Source organism: Rhodanobacter sp. BL-MT-08 (assembly GCF_054161255.1).
This window is the reverse complement of sequence record NZ_CP167872.1, coordinates 2,843,477-2,858,939: the sequence shown is the minus strand read 5'-3', so window position 1 is coordinate 2,858,939 and position 15,463 is coordinate 2,843,477. Positions and strand designations below refer to the sequence as shown.

19 protein-coding genes are annotated in these 15,463 nt (G+C 64.2%); 8 read left to right on the top strand and 11 right to left on the bottom strand.

Going from position 1 to position 15,463, the window contains the following annotated elements; all coding sequences use genetic code 11:
• Nucleotides 1-25: 25 nt before the first annotated feature.
• Both ACDK93_RS12720 and ACDK93_RS12715 read left to right on the top strand, forming a co-directional pair.
• A complete protein-coding gene (locus ACDK93_RS12720; RefSeq protein ID WP_458069082.1) occupies nucleotides 26-691 on the top strand; it encodes an HAD family hydrolase in 666 nt (221 codons plus the stop codon).
• Nucleotides 688-1,482 carry a DeoR/GlpR family DNA-binding transcription regulator gene (locus ACDK93_RS12715; protein WP_458069080.1) on the top strand — a complete coding sequence of 265 codons (795 nt, stop codon included), beginning with the start codon at nucleotides 688-690 and terminating at the stop codon, nucleotides 1,480-1,482. The genes ACDK93_RS12720 and ACDK93_RS12715 overlap by 4 nt, the downstream gene beginning before the upstream one ends.
• A gap of 104 nt (nucleotides 1,483-1,586) precedes the next feature.
• Here the strand turns inward: ACDK93_RS12715 and ACDK93_RS12710 are convergent, their stop codons facing one another.
• Nucleotides 1,587-2,054, bottom strand: a complete 468-nt coding sequence (locus ACDK93_RS12710) for a DUF2147 domain-containing protein (protein ID WP_458069079.1) — start codon at nucleotides 2,052-2,054, stop codon at nucleotides 1,587-1,589.
• A gap of 159 nt (nucleotides 2,055-2,213) precedes the next feature.
• On the opposite strand from ACDK93_RS12710, the gene apbC reads away from it, so the two are divergent.
• The 3 genes from apbC to ACDK93_RS12695 all read left to right on the top strand — a co-directional run bounded on the left by apbC (nucleotide 2,214) and on the right by ACDK93_RS12695 (nucleotide 4,616).
• Nucleotides 2,214-3,302 carry an iron-sulfur cluster carrier protein ApbC gene (apbC, locus tag ACDK93_RS12705; RefSeq protein WP_458069078.1) on the top strand — a complete coding sequence of 363 codons (1,089 nt, stop codon included), beginning with the start codon at nucleotides 2,214-2,216 and terminating at the stop codon, nucleotides 3,300-3,302.
• A gap of 140 nt (nucleotides 3,303-3,442) precedes the next feature.
• Entirely contained in the window at nucleotides 3,443-4,009 is a 567-nt protein-coding gene (dcd, locus tag ACDK93_RS12700; protein ID WP_179480243.1) for a dCTP deaminase, read from the top strand.
• A 106-nt stretch (nucleotides 4,010-4,115) separates the two neighbouring features.
• Nucleotides 4,116-4,616 carry a hypothetical protein gene (locus ACDK93_RS12695; protein WP_458069077.1) on the top strand — a complete coding sequence of 167 codons (501 nt, stop codon included), beginning with the start codon at nucleotides 4,116-4,118 and terminating at the stop codon, nucleotides 4,614-4,616.
• 114 nt (nucleotides 4,617-4,730) lie between these two features.
• Here the strand turns inward: ACDK93_RS12695 and pcp are convergent, their stop codons facing one another.
• From pcp to ACDK93_RS12655, 8 genes are read right to left on the bottom strand one after another with little or no spacing between them, the layout of a single operon-like run.
• The gene (pcp, locus tag ACDK93_RS12690; RefSeq protein WP_458069075.1) at nucleotides 4,731-5,399 is read right to left on the bottom strand and encodes a pyroglutamyl-peptidase I; all 669 of its coding nucleotides are present in this window, start codon (nucleotides 5,397-5,399) and stop codon (nucleotides 4,731-4,733) included.
• Between the two features lie 14 nt (nucleotides 5,400-5,413).
• The gene (locus ACDK93_RS12685; RefSeq protein ID WP_458069073.1) at nucleotides 5,414-6,382 is read right to left on the bottom strand and encodes a 5-oxoproline transporter, DUF979 family subunit; all 969 of its coding nucleotides are present in this window, start codon (nucleotides 6,380-6,382) and stop codon (nucleotides 5,414-5,416) included.
• Nucleotides 6,383-6,384: 2 nt separating this feature from the next.
• Entirely contained in the window at nucleotides 6,385-7,080 is a 696-nt protein-coding gene (locus ACDK93_RS12680) for a DUF969 domain-containing protein (protein ID WP_458069072.1), read from the bottom strand.
• Nucleotides 7,081-7,135: 55 nt separating this feature from the next.
• Nucleotides 7,136-7,900: a 5-oxoprolinase subunit PxpA gene (locus tag ACDK93_RS12675; protein ID WP_458069070.1), complete on the bottom strand. Its 765-nt coding sequence runs from the start codon at nucleotides 7,898-7,900 to the stop codon at nucleotides 7,136-7,138.
• A gap of 26 nt (nucleotides 7,901-7,926) precedes the next feature.
• Nucleotides 7,927-8,916, bottom strand: coding sequence for a 5-oxoprolinase subunit C family protein (locus tag ACDK93_RS12670; protein WP_458069068.1), 990 nt, complete (start codon nucleotides 8,914-8,916; stop codon nucleotides 7,927-7,929).
• Nucleotides 8,913-9,584, bottom strand: coding sequence for a 5-oxoprolinase subunit PxpB (gene pxpB, locus ACDK93_RS12665; protein WP_458069066.1), 672 nt, complete (start codon nucleotides 9,582-9,584; stop codon nucleotides 8,913-8,915). The genes ACDK93_RS12670 and pxpB overlap by 4 nt, the downstream gene beginning before the upstream one ends.
• Before the next feature lie 31 nt (nucleotides 9,585-9,615).
• The gene (locus ACDK93_RS12660; protein ID WP_458069065.1) at nucleotides 9,616-10,041 is read right to left on the bottom strand and encodes an HIT family protein; all 426 of its coding nucleotides are present in this window, start codon (nucleotides 10,039-10,041) and stop codon (nucleotides 9,616-9,618) included.
• Between the two features lie 2 nt (nucleotides 10,042-10,043).
• On the bottom strand, nucleotides 10,044-10,703 hold the full coding sequence (locus ACDK93_RS12655; RefSeq protein WP_458069064.1) for a dienelactone hydrolase family protein: 660 nt from the start codon (nucleotides 10,701-10,703) through the stop codon (nucleotides 10,044-10,046).
• Nucleotides 10,704-10,910: 207 nt separating this feature from the next.
• Here ACDK93_RS12655 and rimO point away from each other — a divergent pair, with 207 nt between their 5' ends.
• The 3 genes from rimO to ACDK93_RS12640 all read left to right on the top strand — a co-directional run bounded on the left by rimO (nucleotide 10,911) and on the right by ACDK93_RS12640 (nucleotide 13,655).
• The gene (gene rimO / locus ACDK93_RS12650; protein WP_458069062.1) at nucleotides 10,911-12,248 is read left to right on the top strand and encodes a 30S ribosomal protein S12 methylthiotransferase RimO; all 1,338 of its coding nucleotides are present in this window, start codon (nucleotides 10,911-10,913) and stop codon (nucleotides 12,246-12,248) included.
• 3 nt (nucleotides 12,249-12,251) lie between these two features.
• Nucleotides 12,252-13,061, top strand: coding sequence for a DUF3025 domain-containing protein (locus ACDK93_RS12645; RefSeq protein ID WP_458069061.1), 810 nt, complete (start codon nucleotides 12,252-12,254; stop codon nucleotides 13,059-13,061).
• A gap of 81 nt (nucleotides 13,062-13,142) precedes the next feature.
• Nucleotides 13,143-13,655, top strand: coding sequence for a hypothetical protein (locus ACDK93_RS12640; protein WP_458069059.1), 513 nt, complete (start codon nucleotides 13,143-13,145; stop codon nucleotides 13,653-13,655).
• Nucleotides 13,656-13,709: 54 nt separating this feature from the next.
• Here the strand turns inward: ACDK93_RS12640 and greB are convergent, their stop codons facing one another.
• Nucleotides 13,710-14,210 carry a transcription elongation factor GreB gene (gene greB, locus ACDK93_RS12635; protein WP_458069057.1) on the bottom strand — a complete coding sequence of 167 codons (501 nt, stop codon included), beginning with the start codon at nucleotides 14,208-14,210 and terminating at the stop codon, nucleotides 13,710-13,712.
• Nucleotides 14,207-15,457: a hypothetical protein gene (locus tag ACDK93_RS12630; protein WP_458069055.1), complete on the bottom strand. Its 1,251-nt coding sequence runs from the start codon at nucleotides 15,455-15,457 to the stop codon at nucleotides 14,207-14,209. Before ACDK93_RS12630 ends, greB begins: the two co-directional genes overlap by 4 nt.
• Between the last annotated feature and the right edge of the window lie 6 nt (nucleotides 15,458-15,463).

The following is a 15,463-nucleotide window of genomic DNA, read 5'->3' as shown; positions in this document are numbered from 1 at the left end:
TTCTTTCTTGCTTGGAGTGAATGCCGTGAACGAATTGGTGCTAGATAAACCACAGCCGGCTGCACCCGATACGGTGATTTTCGATATCGGCGGCGTGCTGATCGACTGGAATCCTCGCCATCTCTATCGCCAGTTGTTCGACGATAAAGCCGCCATGGAACGATTTCTCGCCGAGGTGTGCAGCCCCGAGTGGAACGAGCAGCAGGACGCCGGTCGGCCCTGGGATGAGGCGATCGCGCTCTTATTGGCGAAGTTCCCTCGGCAGGCGTCGCTGATCCGCGCCTACCGCGAGCGCTGGGACGAAATGCTCGGCGGTGCCATGCACGACACCGTGGTGGTGCTCGATTCGCTGCGCCAGCGCGGCGTGCGCGTGTTTGCGCTGACCAACTGGTCGCACGACACCTTCATCATCGCGCGGCAACGCTATGCCTTTCTGCAGTGGTTCGAGGACATTGTGGTTTCTGGCACCGAGGGTTTGATCAAACCGGACCCGGCTATCTTCCGGCTGCTGCTCGAACGCGGCGGCATCGACCCCGCACGCGCGGTCTACATCGACGATACGTTGCGGCACGTCGACGCGGCGAAGTCGCTCGGCATGCGCGCGCTGCTGTTTCGCGAGGCGGCGGGTTTGCGCCACGAGCTTGCATTGTTGGGCCTGCTGGAGCCGTTGTCCGAGGCGGCCGCCTCATGACCACGCCCACGCCCGACGAAGCGCTGCCGCGCGAGCGTCAGCAGTGGATTCTCGAGCGACTGCGCAGCCATGGCCGCGTGGTGTCGGTGGAGCTGGCGCAGATGTTTCGGGTATCCGAGGACGCGGTTCGCCGCGATCTGCGCGATTTGGCTTCGCAGGGCTTATGCAAGCGTGTTTACGGCGGGGCGCTGCCGCTTTCCACGGCGGCAACGCCGTTGAAACAGCGTCGCCATGAACACACCGGACGAAAGGCGGCGCTGGCGCGGAAGGCCGTGACGCTGGTGCGGCAAGGGCAGGTGCTGCTGATCGACGCCGGCTCGACCAACGCGGCCATCGCCGCGGCGCTGCCTGAAAATCTCGGTTTGACCGTGGTCACCAATGCACCCGATGTGGCGCGGCTCCTGATCGATCGCGAAGGTTTCGAGATACTGCTGATCGGTGGCCGCATCCGTGCCGGTATCGGCGGGGCCATCGGCGCGCAGGCGATCAAGGACATCGGGCGTATTCGCGCTGATCTCTGCTTTCCAGGCGCCTGCGCCATCGACGCCGAGCACGGCTTGTGGAGTTTCGACAGTGAGGAGGCATTGCTGAAGCGGGCCATGATCGAGGCCAGCGGCGAGAGCGTGGTCGTCGTGACACAGGACAAGCTGGGCTCGGCTGCCACGTATCAGGTTGCCGGCATGGACGAAGTGCATCATCTGGTGATTGAACACGCCGTGGATCGCGCCACGCGCGCCGCGTTCGCCGCCAGCGGTATGGCTGTGCATCGTGCTGAAGCGGTGAGCGTTTAAATCTGAAAAAAAGCGTGCGATCAGAAGAACAAAAGCCCCGTGCCGAATGCGCTCGGGGCTTTTTAGTCGCCAAGCTTGCGTTCAACGCAAACGGTGGCATCCGATTACTGCGGCAGGCGATACCAGGTTTGCGAACGGCCGAGCAGCGAGAAGCCGATGTAGCCGCGCACGTCCATTTTCTGGCCGCCGTTGTCGAGTGTAAGCTTGACCTTGTAGGTCTTGCCAGATTTCGGGTCGAGGATCTTGCCGCCGTCCCAGACGTCGCCATCCTTCTTGACCCCGGACATGATGGTCATGCCTTCGATCGGCTGATCCTTCAGCGCGCCTTCGCACAACATGCATTTCGGATGCTCGCCGCCCTTGGCGATTTCCTCCGGCGACAGGTTCATCACCTGCAGAACCTTGCCTTGCAGCGTGCCGCCCGTGTCGGTGATCTCGATAACCGATTTTTGCTTTCCCGAGACGTCGTCGATCTGCTTCCATTTTCCGACTGGCGAGTCAGTGGCGGCCAGTGCGGTAGCGGCAGCCAGCAGCAGGCTGGTGGCGAATGCGATGCGAAACACTTGCTTCATGGTATTTCCTCCCGTACGAAAGCGTATGGATGCAGAGTGACCAGGCGTCGGGAAACGGTCAAGTTGCACTGCGCAAAGACTGATTTTTCACACATGGCCGGCCTGTATGGTGCCGACTGGCATAATGCGCAGCTGACTCTTTCCGATTGCTTATAGCGTATGAATGTCTCTATCGAAGCCCTGGTTCGCCGCGTTCTCGCCGAGCAAACCGATCCACACACGGGCGCACCCTTGGTCGACGCCGTACGCGCTATCGGCGTCGATGGCGGCCGCGTTTCCGTCGATATTCAGTTGGGTTATCCCGCTATCGGTGCCGTTGACGAGCTGACCAAACGCGTCCAACAGGCGCTCGAAGCCGAGCCGGGCATCGAGTCGGCGGCGGTGTCGCTTACCAGTCGCGTCCATGTCCACAAGGTACAGGGCACGCTGGCGCCGCTGCCCAACGTGAAGAACATCATCGTGGTCGCCTCCGGCAAGGGCGGCGTGGGCAAGTCCACCGTCTCGGCCAATCTGGCGCTGGCGCTGCAGGCGGAGGGCGCCAAGGTGGGCGTGCTGGATGCGGATATCTATGGCCCCAGCCAGCCGCGAATGCTTGGCGTCAGCGGCAGGCCCGAATCGCCCGATGGCAAGGTCATCATCCCGATGCAGGCGCACGGCCTGTCGGTGATGTCGATCGGCTTTTTGGTCGAGGAAGACACGCCGATGATCTGGCGTGGCCCGATGGTGACCCAGGCGATGATGCAGCTGCTGACCGATACGCGCTGGGAGCAGCTGGACTATCTGATCGTCGATCTGCCGCCGGGCACCGGCGATATCCAGCTGACTCTGTCGCAGAAGGTGCCGGTGGCCGGCGCGGTGATCGTCACCACGCCGCAGGACATTGCGCTGCTGGATGCGCGCAAGGCGCTGAAGATGTTCGAAAAGGTCGAGGTGCCCGTACTGGGCATCGTCGAGAACATGGCCACGCACGTGTGTTCGAGCTGCGGCCACGAGGAGCATATTTTTGGCGAGGGCGGCGGCGCGCGCATGGCCGAGCAGTACGGCGTGCCGTATCTGGGCTCGCTGCCGCTGGATATCCGAATTCGCGAGCAGTCCGACGGCGGCACGCCGACGGTCGTGGCCATGCCGGAGTCCGATCTGGCCGCCCGCTATCGCGAAATCGCCCGGAATGCGGCCGGGCGCCTTTCACGGCAGCCACGCAACAAGTCGCTGGCGCTGGGCAAGATCGTGGTGCAGGGGGCGCCGTAGCCTGGCGCGCAAGCGATTTCGCTCCGGTCAGTAGGGTTCACTGGACCGATTCGCGGAAGATGAGTCGCGGCATGGTATTTTCCGCATCTTGACGTCGGACCGGTGTGCCGCTGTCGTCCGACTGACCAACTGGAGCGCGTGTGAGCATCAAACCCGACAAGTGGATTCGCCGCATGGCGGAGCAGCACGGCATGATCGAGCCCTTCGAGCCCGGTCAAGTGAAGCTGCGCGACGGCCAGAAGCTGGTTTCCTACGGCACGTCGAGCTATGGCTACGACGTGCGCTGTGCGAACGAGTTCAAGATCTTTACCAATATCAACTCGACCATCGTTGATCCCAAGCATTTCGACGCCGGCAGTTTTGTCGACGTGACGGCCGACGTCTGCATCATCCCGCCGAACTCGTTTGCCCTGGCGCGGACGGTCGAGTACTTCCGCATTCCGCGCAAGGTATTGACCATCTGCCTCGGCAAAAGCACCTACGCGCGCTGCGGCATCATCGTCAACGTGACCCCGCTGGAGCCGGAGTGGGAGGGCCACGTCACGCTGGAGTTTTCCAACACCACGCCGCTGCCGGCGCGCATCTACGCCAACGAAGGCGTGGCCCAGATGCTGTTCCTCGAATCCGATGAGGAGTGCGAGACCAGCTACAAGGATCGCGGCGGGAAATATCAGGGCCAGCAGGGCGTCACGCTGCCACGCACCTGAGCCATCGCTTCCCACGCCTGAACGGCCTTTGTAAAGGCCGCTGCCATTGCCGTAGCCGGGCGCTACACTTCAACCGATTAATCGATTCACCGCACGGGAGACTTGCATGATCCGTTTTTCCACACTGCTGAAGCGCGCTACGGCCGCGATCATGCTTGGCAGCATCGTGCTGCTTGCCGGCTGCCATATGTTTGGCGGCGGTACAAAGGAAGTCAGCACAGCCTCAATGAAAGGGCAGTTCGACACCACCATCGAGGCATACAAGGAAGGTCAGTTCCTGGTCGATGGCGCCGTCCTATCGGCGATCGACACCGGCAGCCACTTTGCCTATCTGAAAGATCAGGGCAAGCTGCCAAAAACGGTGCTGCTGACGGCGAGTGACGATTCGAAAATTCGCAAAATCCACTTGCAGTACATGGCTCGTCTGCAGCTCGATTACGGATTTCGCGTCTACTATGATGACAAGGGCACGTTGACGGAAATTAATCCGGTCGATACCAAGGCGCGTGCGCTTGAGGATCATCACGAGCGTGCCCCGGTGGGCGATTCGACGCCGAGCGCGGGCGGCGCCGACAGCGACCGCCGGCCGGGTAGCGGCGGCCCATAGTCGCGCGTTTCACGCCGAGGTTGCCCAAAAGAAAGGCCCGCGAAGCGATTCGCGGGCTTTTCTTTTTCGATGGCTTCACCAGGCAACACAGCGCCCGGGAATGCAGCCAGTCTTTCAGTTGATGGCTCCAGCGGAAAGCTTGCGATCGACGCTGACAGCGATGGCGGTACGCAGCGCAATCTGCAGCCCACGCACGACATCGGCCTGCGCCATGCTGGCCGCACCGCGCAGGTCGGCCGCCTGCGCGGGTAGATACGGAATATGCATGAAACCGGCCCGCACGCCGCGCTTTTTCGATGTCAGATGCAGCATGGCGTAGGCGATGTGGTTGCAGACGTACGTTCCCGCCGTCTGCGATATCTCCGCGGGCAATCCGTTTGCGTGAAGTGCGGCAAGCATGGCCTTGATCGGTAGCGTGCTGAAATAAGCTGCCGGGCCATCGGCAATCACCGGCTCGTCGACCGGCTGCGCGCCGGCGTTGTCGGCGATGCGCGCGTCCTGCACGTTGATGGCGACGCGTTCGATCGATAGCTGCGTGCGGCCACCGGCCTGACCCACGCCGAGCAGAATGACTGGGCTGATCTCGCGGACGGCAGCCTTTAATACGCGCAGCGAGCCGGCGAATTCGGTCGGCAGCTGACGAGCCACGATGCGATGGCCGCCGATGCGCCTGCCGTCAAACGTGCGCACCGCCTCCCACGACGGGTTGATGCTTTCCCCGCCAAACGGATCGAAGCCGGTAAGCAAAATGCGGGGCAGATCTTGGTTGGCGGTCTTTGGCATCGTCGGTTATCGAATCAACGAAACACCAACAGATACATCAGCATGACGTTGGCGGCAAGAATCGCCATTGCGCTGCCTAGCTGCGCACGGATTACGCCATAAGGGCTGCGCAGTTCCAGCAGGGCGGCCGGCACCAGATTGAAGTCGGCAGCCATCGGCGTCATCAGCGTGCCGCAATAGCCGCACAGCATGCCCATCGATCCGAGAATTGCCGCATTGGCGTGATGCTGCTGGATCAACAGCGGCAGACCGATACCGGCCATCATCACCGGAAATGCCGCGAAAGCGTTGCCCATGATCACGGTGAAAATCACCATGCCCAGCGCATACGCCAGCAGGCAGGCGAGCGCGCTACCGGTAGGCAGCCAGGCGCTGGTGAGCCCTGAAATCGCGTCGCCGACGCCACTCTGGGTGAACACCTGCCCAAGTGCGGCCAGCAGCAGCGGAAGAACGGTCGCCCAGCCAATCGCATCGAGCAGGCGTCGGCCTTCGAAAAACCCGTCTTGCATCGGTGCGCGGGTGACTCGCGCGGCGGCGACCAGTGCGATGACGCAGGCGAGTGCTAGGCCGGTCAGTACCATCTGCGGTTTGGCAAATGCGGCGTAGCCCATGATCGCCAGATGCGGGCCAAGCAGCGCGATCAGCAGGGTCACCAGCGGAATAAGCAGCGCGGGTACAAATAATCGGTGGCCAAGTCGAAGTGCCGATCGCCGCCGGGCGTCGTTGCCGACATCGTGTGCGTGCGTCAAACGCCGCAATCGCGGCGCCAGCAGCGCGAGCAGGATCACGCCGACACCGGCCAGCTGTGCGGGTAGATCGTTCCCTGCTGCCTGCTGCGCCAGCACGGCGTCGCCGCTGGCGAAAAGCAGGCCCAGCAGCAGCCAGAACGCTGCACGCCATCCCTGACGTTCGCGCAGATTGCGGATTCCCGCGTAGAGCAGAAAAGCGGCGATCAGCCAGTAAGCGTATTCAACCCGCAGCACGCTCAGCCGTCCTCAGCGGCAGGCACGTTGCCGGCCCTGCGCTGCAGGCGGCGTTCATAAATCCAGACTCGCAGCGACTGAATGACGAAAGCGGCTACCGCTGTCGGCAGAGCCCAAAGGGCAATCGCCAACGGCGACAGCTCGATGCCGTGCTGGGTATAGAACGCCTGGATCAGCAGCACGCCGCCCAGCGCAAGGAACACGTCCTCGCCGAAGAAACGGCCGACGTTGTCGGTAGCCGCGGCGATGGCGCGCACCTCATCGCGATCGGCGTCGCTCAACGTGGGCAGGATCTTCTCTGCGGCCGCTTCACTCATCGGCGCCAGCAGCGGGCGCACGGTTTGCGCGGCGCCAGCCACGCCGGTTAGGCCGAACATCGCCAGCACCTGGCGCACGAAGAGGTAGCCCATCAGCAGCCGCGTCAGGCTCAGACCGCGCAGCTGGCCGATCCAGCGTTGCGCGTGTTCGCGTAACCCTGCACGCTCGAGCAGACCAATGACCGGCAGCGTCAGCACAAAAAGCAGCAGCAGGCGGCTGGAGACGAAGCTTTTGCCCAGCAGCGCGAGCAGCGCCAGCGGGGTGATGCCGGCCAGCAAACCGCTGGTGAGCGCAGCGCACACGACTACCGGCACCGGATTGAAGCGCAGCAGAAAGCCGATCACGATCACGGCGATGCCGAGCAGCGGCCAGTAGTTCATAGGCTTGCCTCAGTGAAGGTCGCGGCCTCAGCGGACGACGTCGACGCGGCCAGCATCAGTGCGCGCCCGGTGCGCTGATGTGCAAGCCTGCCGCCAGCAGGGCTTCGCGCAACCGGGTGGCGAACATCAGCGCGTGCGCGCCGTCGCCGTGCAGGCATAGCGTGTCCGCGTGCAGGGATACGGTGCATCCATCGTTGGCGGTGACATGGCCGTGCTGTGCGATAGCGATCGCTTGTGCTGTCGCGGCGTCGACGTCGTCGATCACGGCGCCGGCTTCGCTGCGCGGCTGCAGCGTGCCGTCGCTGCGATAGCGCCGGTCGGCAAACGCCTCGCTTGCCGCCGGCAAACCGATCGCTTCGGCCGCGCCGATCAGTGCGGAGTTCGCCAGGCCGAATAATCGCAGCCGCGGATCGAACTGGTGGACAGCGTGGGCGATGGCGTCGGCGAGCGCGGCGTCGCGTGCGGCCATGTTGTAGAGCGCTCCGTGGGGTTTGACGTGCGCCAGCCGCGTACCGGCGGCGGCCGCAAAGGCGTGCAGGGCGCCGATCTGATACAGCGTCATCGCGTGTATTTCGGCCGGCGTCACACGCATTTCGCGCCGGCCGAAACCCTGCAGATCGGGCAGGGACACATGCGCGCCAATCGCCACGCCGTGCGCCATGGCCTGTTTGACGGTGTACTGCATGATCGTGGGATCGCCGGCATGGAAACCGCAGGCGATGCTCGCCGAGCTGATCAGCGCCAACAGCGCGTCGTCGTCGCCCATGCGCCAGGCGCCAAACGATTCGCCGAGGTCGCAGTTCAGGTCGATGCGTTTCATCAGGGATCCCACTTGGTTTCGTTCGCTTAGTGTGCCGTCTGATTCAGTCGGCGCTCGATCGTCAGGATCAGCTTCGCCAGCCGCTGCTCGCGTTCGTTCCATCGCCGGATGGCGTCGTCCAGCGTGCACGGACGAAAGCATACGGCATCACCGGGACGACGCTGCGCCAGCCGTGGCAGGTCCACCGCGGCGATCTGACCAATGCGCGGGTAGCCTCCGGTGACCGGCGCTTCGGCCAGCAGGGCTATCGGCTGGCCGGACGGCGGCAGCTGCAGCGTGCCGGGCAGGGTGGCTTCGGAGATCAGTTCCAGCGACTGGCGCAGGCTCAGCGTATGGCCGTCCAGACGTCCGGCGGTGCGGTTGCTGTCCTTGCTCAAAATGAACTTTCCGGCATGCAGAGTCTGCTGCGATGTCTCGTCCAGAAGATCGGAGTGTTTGCCCGGCAAAAGCGCCAGCGGCTGCAAGGCGAAGTCGAACCATGGATGCGGGTCGATGCCCCAGGCTAGCGACGTTAGTGTGTCATTGCCGGGTGCCGATGCCTGCGATGTGCACGCGCCGATCGGCAGCTCGTCACCTGTGCGCAGCGCGCGGCCGTTGGCATGGCCGAGCCTGGCATGCAGATCGGTGCTGCGGCTGCCCAGCACCTTCGCCACGTCGAAACCACCGCCCACGGCCAGATAGCTGCGGCACCCCACCGACATGCCGCCGAGCTGCAGCACGCTGCCGGCGGGCAGCTGGCAGCGCGTCCACATCGGGATCGGTCGACCGTCGACCGATACCTCGATCGTGGCGCCCGTCATCGCGACGACGGTTGCTTGGGTGAACTTCAAACTGGGTCCGAGCAAGGTGCATTCGATTGCCGCCTCGCCGCCGACGTTGCCGACCAGCGCGTTGGCCAGCTGCCAGGCCGGGCCATCCATCGCACCGGCGCGCCCCACGCCCAGCGCCGCATGGCCCTGGCGACCGGCGTCCTGCAGCGTGCTCAAAAGGCCTGGCTTGAGGACGATAGCGCTCATGCGGATCGCGCTTCGGCGAGTTGCTGAAAGGTCGCGAGATCGATTGCGTGGAACCGGACCCGATCGCCGGCGGCAAGCCGCGAAGGCACATCGGCAGCGACATCGAACAGCCGCAGCGGGGTGCGCCCGATCAGCTGCCAGCCGCCGGGCAGTTCGGCCGGATAGATACCGGTCTGCTGGCCACCGATGGCGACGCTGCCGGTAGGCACGCGCTGGCGCGGATCGGCTCGCCGCGGCACCGCCAGCGCCGGATCGAGCCCGAGCAGATACGGAAAGCCTGGTGCAAAGCCCAGCATCGCCACCCGGTATTCCGTCGCGCAGTGACGCGCAATGACGTCATCGATGGAAAAGCCGGTGAGCGTGGCGACTTCGCTCAGATCGGGGCCGTCGTAGAGCACGGGTATCTCGATCAGCCCGGATTCGGCGGCCGCCATCGACAGGTCGGCCAGCGCGGCAATAACGGCATCGCCCAGCTGCTGATGCAGCGAGCGTCCTTCGAGCGACGGCCATTGTGCGGGATCGAAACGAAGCAGCAGGCTGGCATAGGCCGGTACGCACTCCAGCGCGGGCAACCGCTGTCGCAGATGCGCGGCCGCGGCGTGCACGCGGGCGTTGAGGAAGGTGTCGATCGTATCGCCGAAGCGCAGCAGCAGGGCATCCTCTGCCATTGCCTCCAGCTGCAAGTCAGGCAGCACGGCGCTAATTTGGAGCGCGGCCGAGCGCGTCACGCAGTGCCTCGACTCGTTCGCTAAGCGCTGGCGCCTCGTACGTCTCGGCTTTGCCGTGGCCCCATACCGGACCTGGCCATGCGGCGTCGCCTTCGACGCGGGCCACGAGATGAATATGCAGCTGGCGCACGATATTGCCCAGCGCGCCGAGGTTGAGCTTGTCGCAGGGAGCCACCGCGCGCAGGGCGGCGGTGGCGCAGTTCACTTCCTGCCATAAGGTGATCTGGTCCTCAGTCGCCAGATCGGTGATTTCGACCAGGCCGGCGCGGCGCGGTACCAGCACCAGCCACGCATAGCGGGTGTCGTTCATCAGCAGCATTTCGCACAGCGGGAGCGACGTCACGCCGACCGTGTCGGCAGCCAGTCGCGCATCGAGTGCGAAGTGCTGATCGATCATGCTTACGCCAGGTTCTTCTCGAAGAAGGCCAGCGTTCGCTCCATCGCCAGCTTGGCACTGGGTGCGTCGTAGCTGCCGCGCTGGTCGCAGTTGAAGCCATGGTCGGCGTCGTAGACGTAGAAGCCGGCGTCCGGATTGGCGGCCTGCACCTTGGCGCGATCGTCGGCACTGATGTGCGCATCGCGCTCGCCGTAATGGAACAGCAGCGGCGCCTTGGCCTTCTGGTCGACGAACATCACGTTGCGGCCGCCGTAGTAGCTCACGCCCGGCAGGCCGAGCTTGATCGCCGACAGGTACGCCACGCTGCCGCCCCAGCAGAAGCCGACGGTGCCGACTTTACCCGCGCCTGCAATGCGCTTGGCCGCGGCTTCGACGTCCTGGATCGGCTGGTCGAAGCCGACCTTGCCGACCAGATCGATACCGGCCGTCATGCCGGCCTCGTCGTAATTCAGCTCGACGTTTTTCTCGGCGTGATCGAACAGCGCCGGTGCGATCGCGGTGTAGCCGGCCTGGGCGAAGCGGTCGGTGACATCTCGGATATGGCTGTTGACGCCGAAGATTTCCTGGATCACCACGATGCCACCCTTGGACTTGCCGGCGGGTTCGGCCAGGTAGGCGTCGATGGTGGAATTGCCGCTTTCAAGCTTGATGAACTGGCCCATGAGTATTCCTGTGCTGTGATTGGGGAAGGTGTCGGTGACATCGCATGGAGCAGGGAAGCAATGCCGACGAAACGGTAGACCTGCGGCGCAAAGTCTAGCGCGAGGCACCGCCCGCGCATGTTAGACATTCGTCGTCGCAAGGTGCTGCGGTCGATGGACGCGGCGCGCGGGGTACAATACGCAGTCTTGCCATCACGTTTCCAGCCCATGCCCGCCTCAGCCAGCCCCTCCGCCAGCACGCAGAAAATCGGTTTCGTCAGCCTGGGTTGCCCCAAGGCGCTGGTCGATTCCGAGCGCATCCTCACCCAGCTCAAGGTCGAGGGCTACGAGATCGTGCCCAGCTATAACGCCGCCGACGCGGTGGTGGTGAACACCTGCGGCTTCATCGATTCGGCCGTGCAGGAGTCGCTGGACGCCATCGGCGAGGCCCTGCACGAGAACGGCAAGGTCATCGTGACCGGCTGCCTGGGCAAGCGCGAGAGCCTGATCCGTGAGGCCTATCCGGACGTGCTGTCGATCAGCGGTCCGCAGGACTATGCCAGCGTGATGACGGCAGTACACAAGGCGCTGCCGCCGATGCGCAACAAGTTTCTCGACATCGTGCCGGACACGGGTGTCAAGCTGACCCCGAAGCACTACGCCTATCTGAAGATTTCCGAAGGCTGCAACCACCGCTGCAGCTTCTGCATCATCCCGTCGATGCGCGGCAACCTCGTCTCGCGCCCGGTCGACGAAGTGCTGCTCGAAGCCGAGCGTCTGGTGAAGGGCGGCGTCAAGGAGCTGCTGGTCATCTCGCAGGACACCAGCGCCTATGGCGTGGATCTGAAGTACGCCGAGCGGCCGTGGCGGGACAAGACCTACCGCACGCGCATGACCGAACTGTGCGAAGGCCTGTCTGAGCTGGGCGTGTGGTCGCGGTTGCACTACGTCTACCCGTATCCGCATGTCGACGAAATCATGCCGCTGATGGCTGAAGGAAAACTGCTGCCGTATCTGGATATTCCGTTCCAGCACGCCAGCCCGCGCATCCTCAAGCTGATGAAGCGGCCGGGCAATATCGACCGCACGCTGGAGCGCATCAACAACTGGCGCAAGGTCGTGCCGGATTTGACGATTCGCAGCACCTTCATCGTCGGCTTTCCCGGCGAAACCGACGCCGAGTTCGAGGAACTGCTCGATTTTCTGCGTGCGGCCAAGCTCGATCGCGTCGGTGCGTTCGCCTATTCGCCGGTCGACGGCGCCAGGGCCAACGAGCTGCCCGATCCGGTTTCGGAGGAGCTGAAGGAAGATCGCCTCGAACAGTTCATGATGGTGCAGGCGGAGATTTCCGCGGCCAAGCTGCAGCAGAAAATCGGCCGCACCATCAAGGTGCTGGTCGACGAAGCCGGCAAGGACGGTGCAATCGCGCGTTCGGCCGCCGATGCGCCGGAAATCGATGGCACCGTCATCATTGCGGACGGTCAGAAGCTGCGCCCGGGTCAGTTTGTCGATGTGGTCGTCGAGTCCGCCGATGATCACGACCTGCACGCCCGCCTCGTCGGCTGATCCGTGCGCTATCACGCGCCGGCGCGTGGAGCGGTCGATCCGGCCGCGTTTGTGCGGCAGCCGCTGGCGGCGTGGCGCGACCATGCGGCGACGCTGGAAGGTCGCGAATGGCCGTCCATCAAGGCATTGAACGAGGCGCTACCCAGCGACGCTGGCGTCCGTTTCGTCGCGCAGATGCCCGCGCTGCTCGCCGACGGCATGCACTACGAACAGCGCATCGCCGAGCGCGGTGAAATCGCCACCCGCGAGGGCAACTGGCACGACCTGCTCAATGCGCTGATCTGGTTGCGCCATCCGGCGTTGAAGCAGGCGTTGAACCGGCGTCAGGTAAACGAGATCGCACGCATGGGGCCGAAACAGCGTTCGCGCCCGCAGTACGCGATGACCCACTTCGACGAAGCCGGTGTGATCGTCGCCGTGCGCGATCCCGCGTTGCTTACGCTGTGGAACGCGCACGACTGGTGTGGCCTGTTTTGGGAGCGACGGCAGGCCTGGCTCGACGGCAGCATCGAAGTGGAAGTATTCGGCCACGCGCTGCTGGAACACGCGCTGAGCCCGGACAAGCTGCTGGTCGGCAAGGCGCTGGTTTTTCAGACGGCTGCGATGGACATGGCCGATGTGCGCCGCGCCTGCGTCGATGCCGTGATGGGTGGGCGGCTGCTGCGCGATCCGCTGGAGCTGAGGCCGCTGCCGCTGTCGGGCATTCCGGGCTGGCATCCGCACGGCGCTAACGAAGCGTTTCATCGCAGCGCGGCCTGCTACCAGCCGCGGCGGGCGGGTCGGGAGTATCCCGACGCCATGCGTCTGGCCTGAACCCGCGTTGCCGCACGCTCACACTGATCAAATGCGCCGATGCTAGGCTCTGCGTTCACCGAGACCAACCAGGAGCGTTTGATGAAAACACATACGACGGTAACCAAGCGCTTTGGGCGACCGCTGCTGCTATTGCTCGGCGGCATGCTGGCAATGGTGCCCCTATGGTCGCAGGCGCAGCAGGTCCCGGTCTTTTCGCCGGAAGACAAGCAGGCGATCGAGAATTACAGCTTGAACGAAGACAACTTCAAGCGGCTCGTCGGCGCGACCAAGGAAGCGCATGACCTGGGGATCAATCCGCAGCAGCCGAAGGATTTTTCCAACGTGCACAGCCTGGACGATCTGGCCAACCTGCCGGTGGCCCAGGACAAGCGGGTGGCGCCGCTGCTGCGGAAGTACGGCTTCACTCCGCGCGAATTTCTGCTGGCAAATTTTGCGCTGATGAATGCCGGCATGGCGGTACAGGCGAAGAGCCATCCGGAGGCCGCGCAGTACATGGACAAGAGCCGCATCAATCCGGCCAACGTCAGCTTCTACGAGGCGCACGAGGCACAGATCGGCGCCCTGCAGGAAGAGCTCAACGGCGGTCAGTAGTCGGTTCCGACGCCTGCGGCAATCGTTGCGGGCGTCACTTTCCAGCCGCCGCTGTCAGGCGTAGTCGATGCCGATAATGGCGAACGCTGCCGGACCCTGCGGCAATTCCACGTTGAACTCGTCGTCGACACGTCGCTTCAGCGCGGCACGCGCCAGCGGCGAGTCGATGCTGATCCAGCCACGCTTGGCGTCGGTCTCGTCCGGCCCGACGATCCGGTAGTGGACGATCTCGCCGGTATCGACGTTTTCCAGTTCGATGCGCGCGCCGAAAAACACCAAGGTAGGATCGCTCGGCCGTCCTTCGGCGACCTTCAGATCGGGAATGCGCTTGCTGAGATAGCGCGCTCGCCGGTCGATCTCGCCCAGCTGCTTTTTGCGATAGATGTATTCGGCGTTTTCCGAGCGATCGCCTTCGGCGGCTGCGGCGGCCAGCGCCTTCACCACCTGCGGCCGCAGCACGTGCCACAGGTGATCGAGCTCGGCTTTCAACCGCTCGAAACCCTCGCGGGTGATGATCGCGGTGGAGCGGGGTGAGGGCGGGCGCCAGCGGCTCATGGCATGTGCGCCAGTCGCGATCGCTGCCGGCCGATTTCCGCATGCAGCGGGTGTTCCGGCCACGCGGAATGCAGACTATCCAATAGCAGTGCCGCTTCGCGTTTGTGCTCCGGCTCGTCGGCCAGCAGGCGCGCGGCCAGCAGGCCGACATGCGGTGCATCGGTGTCGCGCGGCCACGTGTTGAGAAATCCGCGGCCGAGGTGAAGCGCCAGTCGGCGCATGCCCAGTCGCGCCGACAGATCGGCCAGTTCGCGGCAGGTGCGCGGGTCGTCGGGAATGAAATGCGCGTCGATGCCGCAGCACTCCTGCAGCACGCCGAGCGCGCGCTTGGCTTCGCCCTGAGCCATCAGCGAAGCCATCCAGATCTGGCCGTGCACCAGCAGGCCATCGCGAAATCCCTGCTGCTGAAGCAATCGGCGATACGCCAGATGCAGCGGCGTCGGCGCCACGCGATTCTGCATGCGCGCCACCAGCAGCGACGTGGCCGCCATCGGATCATCCGGCGCCAGCGCTTCGACCTGGGCCAGCAGCTCCTCATCGGCATCCTGTCCGATGGCTTTGGCCAGCCGCGGCGCCTCGGGCTCCAGGCCAAAACGTTCGTGCCGCTGATGAATCAGCACGCCCATCAGATGGAAGGCCAGCACGGCGAGATAGCTGTAGGCAAATGCGAACAGCGGCAGCGCCAGCAGCTGCGGCAAAAACGCGGTGGTGATCGACGCGATCACGATGGTGATGCCCAGCAGCAGGTTGATCGCCACAGGGATCAGATAAGCACGACCGAACGCGCCGATCACACGAGCCCAGTTCAACGGATTGATCGCCAGGGCCATGTTGCCGTCGAATGCCAGCGACATGTCGATCGCCGGCAGCACCAGCGCAAACACGATCAGCAGCGGCAGCAGCGCATCCGGATAGAACACGATCGCCAGCACGCAAAACGCGACCACCAGCAGATGGATCGCGGTGAGTCCCCAGGCGCTGTCGTCGCTGCTGTCCACGCCCACATCGGGCGGGTCGGCGTAGCCGTTGGCGGTGTGCAGCAGGCAGGTGGCGGCATAGCGCCAGGTGGCGGCCCATACAAACAGGCTGGCCAGCACGCCGATGTACGACGGCAGCAGGCCAAGGTAATGGATCAGCGCCAGCGCGACACACGTGGCCAGCCCGGAGCCACGCAGCGGATAGCCAAAGCCGCTGCGCAGGCGATCGCGGAAAGGCGTATTGGCGGATGCCACCTCGATGCGTGCCATCGGTCG

Coding starts and splice junctions, on each gene's coding strand:
- ACDK93_RS12715 (WP_458069080.1), top strand. CDS start 688: ATGACCACGCCCACGCCCGACGAAGCGCTGCCGCGCGAGCGTCAGCAG.
- ACDK93_RS12710 (WP_458069079.1), bottom strand. CDS start 2,054: ATGAAGCAAGTGTTTCGCATCGCATTCGCCACCAGCCTGCTGCTGGCT.
- apbC (WP_458069078.1), top strand. CDS start 2,214: ATGAATGTCTCTATCGAAGCCCTGGTTCGCCGCGTTCTCGCCGAGCAA.
- ACDK93_RS12695 (WP_458069077.1), top strand. CDS start 4,116: ATGATCCGTTTTTCCACACTGCTGAAGCGCGCTACGGCCGCGATCATG.
- pcp (WP_458069075.1), bottom strand. CDS start 5,399: ATGCCAAAGACCGCCAACCAAGATCTGCCCCGCATTTTGCTTACCGGC.
- ACDK93_RS12680 (WP_458069072.1), bottom strand. CDS start 7,080: ATGAACTACTGGCCGCTGCTCGGCATCGCCGTGATCGTGATCGGCTTT.
- ACDK93_RS12675 (WP_458069070.1), bottom strand. CDS start 7,900: ATGAAACGCATCGACCTGAACTGCGACCTCGGCGAATCGTTTGGCGCC.
- ACDK93_RS12670 (WP_458069068.1), bottom strand. CDS start 8,916: ATGAGCGCTATCGTCCTCAAGCCAGGCCTTTTGAGCACGCTGCAGGAC.
- pxpB (WP_458069066.1), bottom strand. CDS start 9,584: ATGGCAGAGGATGCCCTGCTGCTGCGCTTCGGCGATACGATCGACACC.
- ACDK93_RS12660 (WP_458069065.1), bottom strand. CDS start 10,041: ATGATCGATCAGCACTTCGCACTCGATGCGCGACTGGCTGCCGACACG.
- ACDK93_RS12655 (WP_458069064.1), bottom strand. CDS start 10,703: ATGGGCCAGTTCATCAAGCTTGAAAGCGGCAATTCCACCATCGACGCC.
- rimO (WP_458069062.1), top strand. CDS start 10,911: ATGCCCGCCTCAGCCAGCCCCTCCGCCAGCACGCAGAAAATCGGTTTC.
- ACDK93_RS12640 (WP_458069059.1), top strand. CDS start 13,143: ATGAAAACACATACGACGGTAACCAAGCGCTTTGGGCGACCGCTGCTG.
- greB (WP_458069057.1), bottom strand. CDS start 14,210: ATGAGCCGCTGGCGCCCGCCCTCACCCCGCTCCACCGCGATCATCACC.
- ACDK93_RS12630 (WP_458069055.1), bottom strand. CDS start 15,457: ATGGCACGCATCGAGGTGGCATCCGCCAATACGCCTTTCCGCGATCGC.